We start from the raw sequence: 12937 nt of genomic DNA, 5'->3' as shown, positions 1-12937 counted from the left end.
AAATTACGAATCATGATTAAAAATAAAGTGGCCTTAATAACAGGAGGATCCAAAGGTATTGGCTATGGTGTAGCCCAAGCATTAATGCAAAAAGGTGTAAATGTAGCGGTAACAAGTAGGAGTGAGGATGCTGCCAACGAAGCTGCTAAACATTTAAACGATAATACGTTAACTGGCGCCAAAGCTATTGGAATTGCGGCAGATGTTAGGGATTTTAAAAGTCAGGAAAAAGCAATAGAAACTGTTATAAGCCGTTTTGGAAAACTGGATATTATTATTGCCAATGCTGGTTTAGGACGTTTTGGTAGCATTGAAAATTTAGAGCTTAAAGATTGGCATGATGTAATTGATACAAACCTTACAGGCGTATTTTATTCCATTAAGGCCGGTGTGGAAGCGCTAAAAAAATCTAAAGGCTATTTTATAACTATTTCTAGTTTGGCAGGCACAAACTTTTTTGCAGGTGGTGCAGCTTATAATGCCAGTAAATTTGGTGTTACAGGATTTACCCAAGCCGTAATGTTAGATTTAAGGCAGCATGGTGTAAAAGTAAGCACCATAATGCCAGGGTCTGTTTCAACCTATTTTAATAATAATGAGCCAGGTGAAAACGATGCGTGGAAAATTCAAATAGAGGACATAGGTAAACTTGTGGTAGATCTTTTAGAAATGCATCCCAGAACGTTACCTAGTAAAATTGAAGTACGCCCAACCACACCGCCTTCAAAATAATGTGTTTCGTCTTTTATGAGCAATTTGCTAATATTTAGTGCTTGCATTAAGCAATAAGGTTAGTATAAGATATGCAGCCCTCACAGGTTTTTTTTAAAACTTGGTAAGGGCTGTAACTAAACATACTATAATTAGTATTAAAAAATAATAAAGCCTATTGTTCTGAAATATTTAGGGGTTGAATAAAAAACAGACTATAAATACGTTATGTGTCTAAGTATTTAAAATCTCAGAACGGAATTATATAAAATAATAGTACGCCACAAAATGATAACCTATTTTAATTTTTAACTATTTTTCTACTAGCTATAAGTGTATTGTTAGTGTAAAAATTGGCAACATAAATGCCAGCGCTAAAATCGCTAATATTTATTTCGGTTGACTTATAATTGGAGAGTATAAGCGATTTTGATTGCTTACCATCCAAACTTGTAATATTTACAGTAATTGGTGTATCCGTGTTACTTTCAAACTTGAAATTAAGTATAGCGTTTGTTGGATTTGGATATAAAGAAATAGTATAGCTGTTCGATTTAGCATTTATAACATCGACGCTTAATGCAGAATAATTGATAGTCCACGTTACCGTGGTAACATGCACGGTTTCATGATTATCAACCCTTAGCATTGGGCTATTGTCGGTAATAATCGAGGTTAATGTGTTTGTGCCCTCCATCAAATCTGTAGCTAACAATGAAATGATATCAACATTATTTCCAATAGTAGTGCCATTTAACGTCCAGATACTTTCCAAAGTATTGGGGTTTGGTTTTATCAAAGTCAATTCAAAATCCAAAGGAAACGTTGGGTTTTCTATATTACTTGAATTATCGGGAGTAAAATCATCAACAGGCGATACTAAATCGTGTATTTTCTCAACCATACCTTCTTTACAAACCGAGCAGAATGGAAACCCTAAATAACGCATTTTACAGCCTTGGTGAGGTCTATTCCAAGTAGCCGCTTCTCCAGAAGTGCCGTAAGCGTATATGCCAACACCGTTATCTCCTAGCCAATTTTTCCATTTAATCACGCTTGGGTCTGATTCTTTTGTGGCATTAATATCTTCTCTTAACCTTCCATCTCCTGGATAGTATTCATCTAACAAATCAAAAAGGGAATGTCCCAGCTCATGAATAGCAATTTCGTTAGCGTTTGTAGCCATTGAAGACATAGGGAATTCGCCACCGCTACCACCATAAACTGTTGAATTCACTAAAATTAAAGCAGAATCGTAAGCAGGAAAATTATCCGCTAGAACAGAAATAATTTTTGATCTGGCAATATTTGAACTTGGCCAGTCTATACCATAAAACAACAACCTATGAGACCCAAAACCATCAAATGTAGAATTAAAATAGGTGTCTACTGTTTTTATAGGCGTAAGAGGTTCCGTAACATCGGTGGCTGTTGCAGGATGGTCGGCACCACTTTCGTTCGAAGGTACTTTTATAGCATACACATTAAAATAATCACTGTATTCTAAAAAAGGCGATTGACTAAACAGTTCAGTTGAAAAATTAGTAGCATCCGTAACAAATTGGTCTAGTTCACTTTCTTGATAACCATCGCTAAGTATTACTATGTTAATACGGTTATTGTTATCTCCGGCAAGCTTTATGGTTTCCACTTGAAAAACTTGTGCAGAACTAATTGTACTGCAAACAAAACATATTAAAAGTGTAAAGAATTGTTTCATAATTCACTTACCTTGGTTAAAGCTATGGGACGTTGTGTAGCACCATTTAAATTAATAGCAATATACTTAGTTTCTGGGTATAATTGCAATCTTACGGTAAACTTAGCACTATCTAACGCTATTTGTACAACCTTAAAATTTTTGGTTTCATCAACATATTCTATGGTTTTTTTTAATGGATTTTCAACTAATTGTTGCGATACTATTGATGATGATGCATCGAGTTGAGCACAAACTAAATCGCCTAAATTTCCTTTTTTATCCAGTATTTTCTTTTGATTTTTAAGTGTGCCATCTACTTTTTTTGAATCTAAAAATGCAACAGTTTTGTTTCCGTTTTCATTTTTTTTAATACTGTAGCTCACAAAGACAATTTTTGGCTTATACCGTATTTCAGATTTTTTCTCAGAAGCGGATATATCTTGGTTTGCAATACAGCTAATGCATACTACAGTACAACAGCATACTGCAAGCAGTTTAAAAAAGTCAATAATTTTGGGGCCACTATAAATCATGCATTTTATAGGTTAAAGTACTCTTATGCGGTGTAAATATAAGGTTTATCTATTTAGACTGTTCTATCAAAATCCTTATGCCTTCGCTATGGCTACTAAATTCTGGAGCATACATGCTTTGAATTGTTGTGATGCCATTACTCATATTTCCTGCATTATTCACTCGTAAATCGTATTCAAACACATAAACGCCTTTTGGTAAATAATCAAAAAAGAAATTGGTTGAGGCGTCTTTAGTACTTTCATAATAGCCTAACCCATCCTGCCATTTGTATTTTGAAAGGACGTTTACAGGTTCTAAACCAGAAGCCCTCATATCTTTCATATGCAAAAATTCCATGTTTCTATCGCTTCGTAATTCAATACGAACTCTAACTAAATCACCTACTTTTAATTTGGTGTGAGAAGTAATTTGTTTAATTACCTCACCAGTATCTGTATTGGTTTTTAGAAATAATTTCTTCTTCAAACTTAATGGCTTTTCTGCTGAAGTAATTTTATCTAAATCTTCAAAATATTGCCAGTATAAAGCACCCCAAGCGATACCTTGACCTTTTTTAGAAATTTCAACCTCTGCCATTTTTGGCTGTATTTCAGAGGAATGCCATGAGGTTTTATAATAACCAGTGCCCGCTTCAACTTTTACATGTTCTAATTTAGAAGGCTCTATTTGTTGTCCGCCCAAAACTACATCAACCATATTGGTTACTGATAACCAATCGCTACCTTGAAGTAACAAGGCGTAAACTGCTTCTGTGGTGGCTTTAGTGGTTTTCCAGTTATTGGTCTGCTTATTTTTAAGTAACCAGATTTTTAAATTGTCAATGGTTTCAAGATTCTTCGTGTCACTATGAATGACAGAACCAGCTTCACCAAAAGCTTCAATTAATAGGGCTTGCGTTTCAATAGGCGCTTGGTGCCAGTACCAAGAGTTGGTATTCGATTTCCAATACATGCCCAATTCATCCGAAGTAATACTAGTTTCCTTCAAAGATTTCAAAATTTTTGAAGCTGTTTTTATATCATTATTTCTATATGAAACCAATGCCATCATACCTTTGGCATATAACGATCGTTTTAACCAATACTTTTGAATTTGCGATTGGTAATAAGCTATAATGTCTTTTACTTCTTCTGATGCTTTTACATTTGGAAAAAAGCTTCGCATATACAAATAATGCAATTGTATATGGCTTAAATGGTCTTTGTTTAAGTCTACTTTTGCATCGTATTTTCTAATGTCTTTGTATGCTTTGATGAATTCGTTATCCAAATAATAGATAGCTTTTGAAATCATTTCAAAATAAGATTTCTCGTCGCTCTTTCCTCGCTCTGTCGAAATGACATTCAATTTATTTAAATGCCCAAAACCAGCAATAATATGCTGTGTGATGTATCGGTTTTCATTTCCGCCTTTAAACCAAGACCAACCACCAGAATTCATTTGATTGCTTTTCAATTTGTTGATGGCCGACTCTAATTCATTATTCATTTTATTTAAATCGAATAAAAGCGCAATACGTTTTTTCTGTTCGGTTTCGCTTTGCGCATCACGTAACCAAGGGGTTTCTTCAATTAAAATCGATTTTAATTCTTCATTCTTTTCAAGATTAGAGATAAGTGCGTCTGCATTTCGCCATTGATTAAAGACTTCCTGAATTCTAGGGTTTGAATTCGCAATATGGCTCGCTAAAGCATTGGCATAATACCTTGAAAAGGTTTGCTCATTACACTCATACGGATATTCCATCAAGTAGGGCAATGCTTGTACCGCATACCACGCTGGATTAGAAGTCATTTCCAAAGTCAGCTTATGATGTTTAAGCGTTGTAGAGGTATTTGTTTTTAACTTATCCAAAGTAAAGCTTCTCGTCTCGTTGCTTTTTACCCACATAGGTAAGGTTTCTGTAACCAACATTCTGTTTGAAAGTACAGGAAGTGCATTTTGCTCACCATCACTAAAGTCCCCTGACGCTGCTAATATTTTATATTGAACCGCTTGTACATTATCTGGAATGGATAATTTCCAAGAAACTTGGGTGTTATTTTCTTTTTCTACTGAAAAGGTTTCGACTGAGCTAGCCTCAACAAGATTTTCCGTAATATTTTCTCCAGAAATAGCATCAGTTAAAACCAATTTAGCTTCTCCTGAAAGTGCTTTATCTGAAAGATTTGCAATTTTCGTGCTTATGGTGATGTTGTCGCCCTCACGTAAAAATCGTGGTGCGTTAGGTATTACCATTAATTCTTTTTGCGTTACTGCCGTTAAACGTGTTGTAGCACTTTCTAAAGTTTTGGTATGCGCTAATAATTGCAGTTTCCATTGTGTTAAGGATTCCGGGGTAGTAAAGCTAAAACTTATATTGCCCTCTGCATCTGTTTGTAACTGCGGAAAGAAAAAGGCAGTTTCTTGCAGGTTTTTACGGATTTTGATGTTGTCGAAGTTTGGTTTTTCTTTTTCTAATTTTTCAGCATTGGGTTTTGTAGGAGCTTTGTTTTTTGTGCCATAACCGAGAACAACCTTTTCTTCTAAACTTTCTTCATTAGCTACCATAAAAGGCACTTGTTCTTCTTCAATAGCATCATTTTCAACAATTTGAACTCCAGCTACTCTCCCAGATAGTGCTTTTCTTAAATAATTACTTTGTCCAAAATATAACCCAAACCAATTCAATCTATCATAACCTTGAGGTGTAAATCTATGAGAGAAGCGTTCTTGATACACTCTAAAATATTGTGTACCAAAACTACTTTGCCCCGTCGCGTTATTATACGAATAATAGGTTGGCTTTTGAATGGGATTAAAATTCCAGTTATGCGATTTAAATTGGTCTAGCGATACGTCGTACATACTTGCTAATAATTCGGCACTCACTTTATCACCTTTAGGACCTTTAATTTTAAACTGCCAAGTCTCTTTGGTTCCCGGTTGTAGCTTATCTCTAAAGGTTAGTGTTTCAATATATAAATCTGTGCTTGGGTAGGGTACAGCTATGGCAACATCACCAGATTGAAAACTATTGAATGCTGCAAAACTATAATTCACCGCAAAACCACCTAAATCATCTTGGGTTACTGGAACGCTAATCACTCTTTTGTTGTTATTAAGCGTGATAATTTCCTTTTTTATAATAGTTCTGTCTTTTTCAACTGTTATGGTTACGGCAATATTTTCAGCTGAAGATGCAATAGTGATATGTGCAGTATCTCCAATATTATAAGACGATTTGTCCGTAGTGATATTGAATAACTGATGATCTGGAAGTGTTTTGTCGTTCTCACTAAACAGCATTGTTTTTGCTTCATCTTTAACTATTTGTCCAAATTTATCCTTGGTTTCTAATGTGATAATATACGCACCAGATGCCCATTTTTTTATCCTGCCCAACTCTATAGTTTTAGATGTTTCAGTATTAAACGATTTTTCTAAAACTAAAGGGCCTTTTTTCCAGTTGTTGGCATCGTCTTCATTAGTATATGCATCATGTGGAAATAGATGTTTAAAGTCTTCTTTTGATAGTTTTTGATAATCTGGAGCTGGCCATGGGCGTTGTCTCAATACATAATTTGGTGCATTTAATTTGTAAATTTTAATAGTGCCCTTTGCTGGAATAAATTCACCATTTAAATTTTTTGTATTAATAGTTATGTTGTGGTTTTTTTTAGACTTATCTATTAAGTTATCTATACTTATATTAGCCGTTAATGCATGGTAGCCAACGTTTACAATTGTAGTTGCACTTCGGGTCTCACCATTTATATCAGTAACATCGGCGGTAACTTCATATTGAAAAATAGGTAGGCTGCTTTTATCAACACTTTGGTCTGGTATGGCTTTAAAAGTAATTTTAAATTCACCTTTATCGTTAGTAACACTTTCGCCATAGGTAATTTCTTGAGGCTCGCTATTTATGTATGGGCGATACCAAAAATACCAGCGAGGATACTGCACTTTTCTATGTACGCGGTAAACAACTACAGCATTTGTAATATTGCTGCCAGCGTAAGCTAAAGCAGTTCCGTTTACAGTAATAGAATCATTAATTTTAAAGGTTTCAGTAATTGGGCTGAATTTAGTTTCAAAATTTGGGCGCTTGTATTCCTCTACAGAAAAATAGGTTTGATTGTTTGTGAAAAATCTTTTTTCAGAATTTAATTCAATACGATATTCACCGTTTAGGCCGTTGTTAGGCAAGATAAACTCACCCGAAACCGATCCAAATTCGTTGGTTGTAAAGCTTAGTTTTTTTATGTTTTCACCATTAACATTATAAAGTGTGGCATTTATAGTTTCGTTTGCCAAAACTTCAGATTTATTACCATCTGTTTTCATTGTAATGGCTTTAAAATAAACCGTTTGTCCTGGTCTGTAAATGCTTCTGTCTGTAAAAATAAAGGCCTTATATCGTGTGTTTTGCTCTTGAAGTTTATAGCGCTGATTCAAGTAATACTCTCCAAAATAGGCAAGTTCGCTACCGTTTTTTATTTTTAGGTTAATAGTTCTATACCAGCCACTTCCTAACTTTTTTAGCTCTACTTGCCCTAGTTCATCTGATGTGTGGTTTTCAAATTGAATATTTTTGTTGTTGCGTTTGTAATAGAATATTTCAACTTTTGCTCCAGCTACAGGCGTTCCATTATTTCTGTTAATAATTTGAAATATTTTGTAATCTTGGGTTTCACTTTCTGCTAAAGCAAGGTTTGTTACCTGTAATTGTGCAAACGCAAAATTATTGTCGCTGTTTTGTTGCGTTGTTGCAACTATTATATACCTGCCATTGTTTAACTTAGGTATTAAAACTTCAGTTGTATGGCGTTGGTAGTCTTGCTCATTTTTAAGTGTAGCGCTCCATGTTTCAGATGCATTTAATTTTTGAATGAATGTCCATTGTTCATCTTGTCTGTAAGTCTTATTGAAGTTTTCAAATTGTTTTTCAGAAATTCGGTATGCCTTAAAAGTAATATTATCTAAATTTTTATAGCTTACTAATACTCGTGAGATGTTTTGAGTTGGTAAAAAGGCTTCAGCAGTAATTTGGAGTAGTGGCGCTAGTATTTGGGATTTTAAAATACTGCATTTTTCAGCACCTTTACTTTTGGGGAATTTTGATATAACGGAATTGCATATTTCTATAGCTTCCTTAGCTTTCCAGCGATTCTCTTCTTGTGTCTTGGGAATATATTGTTTACTTTGTTCGTAGTAAATTGATGCAATTTCAAAATCATATAATCCAGAAACTTCATGAGATTTTAATTGATTGCGTTCTAACCTTAAAGAAGCCAATAATAATTCATCTTTATCATTAAAATTGGCATGTTCATGTACAAACTTTAAACGCTCAATATTCACATCGGCTAGTGCAAAAGGTGTAACGTCTTTTAAGTGAAACCGAATTAAGGCTTTATAAATTTTTAAAGCATGCAATTGTAATGATGCTGTATCTTTAGAAGTTATATTTAAAACTGAAAACGCTTCGGCATGCTTTATAAAATCAGAATTATCAATTTCAAATTTATAGGAAGGTTTGGTAATATGGGATTCGTTTGTTTTATAGAATTCCAATGCGGTATGGCTTAAAAAATCGAACAGAGTAGGCCTGTAAATTTTAGAGTCTTTCTGTTCGTTAAGCAGCGCATCGTATTTTTTTAATGGCTCTTGTTGTAAAAGCAATCCGTTTTCTAAAGACTTTTGAAAATGTAAATGTACTTCTGCAAAAAGCGTTTCTAAATCCCAAGTTCTAAAATCTTCGGCGTCAACTTTTTTAAACGTTTTGGTGCGGTTATAAAATTTGTATCGGTTTTGTTGAAAATATTGCCAATACAGATTCGCCAAAATACTTTCTAGTATGTTTTTGGTAGGGAATTCACTTTCAGAAATTTGGGTTTTAAATTCGTTGATAATATGTAACTGGGCATTTTCCTTTAAAGTTAAAGCAAATTTGCTTTTAAATAACATGGTTTTAATGCGCTGTGGCTGGTTGTTGTCCTTATGGGCTTGGGTTTCAATTTGCTTAACTACTTTTAGGGCAGATTGTGGCAAACCATCGGTTTCAAACTTTTCAACCTCGCGCCATAACGTGTCGTAATTTGGGTTTTGCGCTTGTGAAAAAGTAGAAAATAATAATATCATAAATAAAAAAACTGGCTGTTTCATGTGTTGAATTTTGTCACTAAATTACCGTCAAAAGCCATTCCAAAAAACAATAATTGGGTAAATGGTAACGTTGGTTGAGTGAAGTTAATCAATTTAGCCTTAAAATGATAAAACTTCTTAATGTAGAAATGCTAAATCTTAAGATTGTCTTAATCAAAATTAAAAATATACTAAAAACCTTATTTTTGTTGCAGTTACCTCAAAAAAAAATTATGAAACGCCTATTTTTATTTTTACTATATCCAATGCTGTGTTTCTCGCAGCAATCTCTAGATGGGGTAGAGGCACTTTTTGAAAAAAAAGAGTTTTTAAAGGCCGAAACATTGATTAAGTCGGTATTAGAAACCCATCCAGAAAATTTAAAAGCTACAGAACTTTTGGGTGATGCATACGGGCACCAGAAAAAATGGAACGAGGCTATAGATGCGTATAAAAAATTAGTTGATACTAAACCCAACATAGCTAATTACCATTACAAATATGGTGGTGTTTTGGGTATGAAAGCGTTAGAAAACAAATTAAAAGCAGTTGGTTTTATAGGTGATATTAAATCATCATTTATTAAAGCGGCAGAATTAGATAAAACACACATAGAAGCGCGTTGGGCCTTGGTTGAACTTTACATGCAACTTCCAGGGATTTTTGGTGGTAGTAAAAGCAAATCGCTTAAATATGCCGAGGAATTACAGGCGCTTTCTAAAGTAGATGGTTATTTGGCTAAAGGGTATATTTATGAATATGATGATGAACCCCAACTTGCCGAAAAGTATTATAAAATGGCTATTAAAGAAGGAGGCTCCTTAACGTGTTTTGATAAGCTTACCAAGTTTTACGAAAAGAAAAACCAGCCAGAAAATGCTATAAAAACCATAGAGGAAGCCCACAAAAAACATCAGCGCAATGCATTGCATTACCAAATTGGTAAAGTGGCAGCAGAGTACAACATCGCATTAGATAAAGGCGAGCAATGTTTACACACTTATATTGCCAATTACGCTCCTGAAGATGGTGTGCCCAAGGCTTGGGCGCACTACCGTTTGGCACAAATTCATACACATAAAAATAATAAGAAAGAGGCGCTAGAGCAGATAGAAATTGCCATTTCACAACTGCCAAAAATTAAGGCTTTTAGAGATCAAAAAGAAAAGGTTTTAGCGCTCTAATACTCGTTTTTGTTAAAAATCTATTGTATATCTGTAATTTGTTATAAACCTAAAACCATATTTTTGTTATTCCGAGGCATCGAGGAATCTTGATTTATTAATAGGTTCTTTACTTTGTTCTGAATAACAAAAATGGCATTGTGCACGTTTTGGAAAATTCAGCACAATCTATATGTTTTTTAGCAACGCTTTAATTCCAAATTCAGGGCTTGTAAATACTTCTTTATCTAGCATGCTTAAATGTTTTGTGGTACCAGCCATTGAGGCCTGTGCTAGAAAAAATACATCTACTAAATGTGCCATTTCTTTTATGTTTTTGGCTATCCCTTTTTCGTAATTTTTAAAATCTCCAGCTTCAAAAAACGACCAATATTCTGAGCAATCACAAGAAACAACTTCTATGGGTGTGTCCTTTTTAGCCGCAATGTGCAGCATTAAATCCTCACTTACCGTTTTTGTAGAATTTGCAGTGTATACCAAACCTATTTTGGTGTAATTGGTTACTAAAAATTCAATAACAGGTTTATCAATTCTAAAAACATCGTTGTGCTTATCGCTTTCGGCACCATAAGTAGAACATGTGCAAATTATAAGGGAAGGCTTATCTTTTCTAATTTCTTCAATGTCTTTATTGAATTGATGTGTATCGGTTTTTCCATTTAAAAGTGCATTATCCAGTATGTCTTTATTAACGTAATGTTTAATTTCAATAGTTGCATTATGTTGTCTTACTAAAGTTTCAAACGTTTCTTTATGTGCTTTATTTGTATGTAAAAATGCAATCATTTAAGTTTTAATTAGGTGAATAAGCAAATCTAATATAAAACGGGCTAAGTATCAATTACACTTATAACTTCATTGTAAATAATATTACACTTAGATTTTAAATACAAAAAATGAGTTGTAATTTTGAAGGTATTAAAAGGGACGACAAAATTTAAAACATACAGAAAATGAAGTTAGTAATTTCCCCAGCCAAATCATTGGATTTTGAAACGGCTTTACCAACCCAAAAACATACAGAACCTACATTTTTAAAGCAATCTGAACGCTTAAATAAACTCTTAAAGAAGAAATCGGCAAAAAATTTATCGAACCTTATGAGTATTTCTGATGCTTTGGGACAGTTAAATTATGAGCGTAACCAAGCTTGGGAATTGCCATTTACAACCAACAATTCAAGGCCTGCAATATATGCGTTTAACGGTGATGTGTATCGGGGTTTAGATGCTTATACCATTCCAGAAGAAAAGCTAGATATTTTGCAGAACTCTGTTCGCATACTTTCTGGTCTTTATGGCCTTTTAAAACCATTAGATTTAATGCAGCCCTACCGTTTAGAAATGGGAACAAAAATGCCTGTGGGAACAAACAAAAATTTATATGAATTTTGGAAAAAAGATATAACCGAAGCATTAAATAAAGAATTGGGTGACGATGAGGTTTTTTTAAATTTAGCCAGCAACGAATACTTTAAAGCCATAGATACAAAAGCCTTAAAAGTGCCTGTAATAACAGCAAATTTTAAAGACTTTAAAAATGGTAAATACAAAGTAATTTCGTTTTATGCCAAAGAGGCTCGAGGTGCTATGGCGAGATATGTTGTAGATACCAATGCACAAACTATAGAAGACTTAAAAGGATTTAACTATATGGATTACGGTTTAAGCGAGGAACTATCTAAAGGTAACGACTTAGTTTTTACGCGATAGTTTTTTGTAATTAAAAAATACCATGGAGGAGTTTTGGAATTCAAGATATAAAGAAAAAAAATTTGCTTATGGAAAGGCGCCAAACCAATTCTTTAAAGATACAATAGATAATTACAACTTACAGGGATCTATATTATTACCAGCCGAAGGTGAAGGTAGAAATGCTGTTTATGCTGCACAAAAAGGTTTTAATGTTACTGCGTTTGATATAAGTGTTGAAGGTAAAAATAAAGCAGAAGCGCTGGCCAGCCAAAACAATACAAAAATTAGTTATACCATTGGTGAGTTGCACCATTTTAATTTTAAACACAATAGTTTTGATGTAATTGCTTTAATTTATGCTCACTTTCCAAAAGACAGATTGCAACTGCATCGGCAACTTGCAGAATTAGTGAAACCTAACGGCTACATTATTTTAGAGGGCTTTAGTAAGGAGCACCTGTTATACAGAGAAAAACACCCTAGTGTTGGAGGGCCTGCAAACCCAAATCTATTATTTACAAAAGAAGAAATACAACATACGTTTAAGAATTTTGAAATTATACGTTTAGAACAAACTGAAACGGTCCTAAAAGAAGGCGATTACCATAACGGTTTAGCCAATGTGATTAGGTTTATTGGTAAAAAAACCGATTATTAAGCAAAAAAAACTCGCACCTTTTAAGATGCGAGTACATATGAAGTATAGATTAGACAACTCGTCTAATTTTTACTTTGTTGGTCTTTTATGGTTTTCTCATCAATATCAAAATCGTTTGTATCAATGTTTGTGTTTCCAGTAGGATTTGTAGGGTTTGTTTGTGTTTTAGTGCGTTCAAATTTTTTCTTGTCCTTAATAAAGCCCATATATTTTTTCTTATTTTATGTTATATTAAAATTTAGGAATAATTGCGCTAAATTTTATTAAAATCATCTTAAAGTATTTTAGCTAAACCTTAAAATTTTTGTACTTTTTAAGTAAC

Annotated in this window: 9 protein-coding genes; 4 read left to right on the top strand and 5 right to left on the bottom strand. The window is 33.7% G+C overall.

Going from position 1 to position 12937, the window contains the following annotated elements; translation table 11 throughout:
- Positions 1-12: 12 nt before the first annotated feature.
- Positions 13-732 (top strand): SDR family oxidoreductase, encoded by a 720-nt coding sequence (locus CLV33_RS09750; protein ID WP_211297557.1) that lies wholly within the window; start codon positions 13-15, stop codon positions 730-732.
- Between the two features lie 280 nt (positions 733-1012).
- Here the strand turns inward: CLV33_RS09750 and CLV33_RS09745 are convergent, their stop codons facing one another.
- From CLV33_RS09745 to CLV33_RS09735, 3 genes are read right to left on the bottom strand one after another with little or no spacing between them, the layout of a single operon-like run.
- Positions 1013-2431, bottom strand: a complete 1419-nt coding sequence (locus CLV33_RS09745) for a M64 family metallopeptidase (protein ID WP_105473746.1) — start codon at positions 2429-2431, stop codon at positions 1013-1015.
- Positions 2428-2946, bottom strand: a complete 519-nt coding sequence (locus CLV33_RS09740; protein ID WP_105473745.1) for a hypothetical protein — start codon at positions 2944-2946, stop codon at positions 2428-2430. Before CLV33_RS09740 ends, CLV33_RS09745 begins: the two co-directional genes overlap by 4 nt.
- Before the next feature lie 49 nt (positions 2947-2995).
- Positions 2996-9100, bottom strand: coding sequence for an alpha-2-macroglobulin family protein (locus CLV33_RS09735; RefSeq protein WP_105473744.1), 6105 nt, complete (start codon positions 9098-9100; stop codon positions 2996-2998).
- A 212-nt stretch (positions 9101-9312) separates the two neighbouring features.
- Here CLV33_RS09735 and CLV33_RS09730 point away from each other — a divergent pair, with 212 nt between their 5' ends.
- The gene (locus CLV33_RS09730; protein WP_105473900.1) at positions 9313-10263 is read left to right on the top strand and encodes a tetratricopeptide repeat protein; all 951 of its coding nucleotides are present in this window, start codon (positions 9313-9315) and stop codon (positions 10261-10263) included.
- Between the two features lie 168 nt (positions 10264-10431).
- On the opposite strand, the gene CLV33_RS09725 is transcribed toward CLV33_RS09730, so the two are convergent.
- Complete coding sequence (locus CLV33_RS09725) at positions 10432-11049, bottom strand: hypothetical protein (RefSeq protein WP_105473743.1); 618 nt, start codon at positions 11047-11049, stop codon at positions 10432-10434.
- 167 nt (positions 11050-11216) lie between these two features.
- Here CLV33_RS09725 and yaaA point away from each other — a divergent pair, with 167 nt between their 5' ends.
- On the top strand, positions 11217-11975 hold the full coding sequence (yaaA, locus tag CLV33_RS09720; protein WP_105473742.1) for a peroxide stress protein YaaA: 759 nt from the start codon (positions 11217-11219) through the stop codon (positions 11973-11975).
- Positions 11976-11997: 22 nt separating this feature from the next.
- Positions 11998-12615 (top strand): class I SAM-dependent methyltransferase, encoded by a 618-nt coding sequence (locus CLV33_RS09715; RefSeq protein ID WP_105473741.1) that lies wholly within the window; start codon positions 11998-12000, stop codon positions 12613-12615.
- Positions 12616-12677: 62 nt separating this feature from the next.
- Here CLV33_RS09715 and CLV33_RS17530 read toward each other — a convergent pair whose 3' ends face one another.
- Positions 12678-12821, bottom strand: coding sequence for a hypothetical protein (locus tag CLV33_RS17530; protein ID WP_170064002.1), 144 nt, complete (start codon positions 12819-12821; stop codon positions 12678-12680).
- Between the last annotated feature and the right edge of the window lie 116 nt (positions 12822-12937).

The organism is Jejuia pallidilutea (genome assembly GCF_002973595.1).
Lineage (GTDB): Bacteria > Bacteroidota > Bacteroidia > Flavobacteriales > Flavobacteriaceae > Jejuia > Jejuia pallidilutea.
This window is presented reverse-complemented; position numbering and strand designations above follow the sequence as displayed.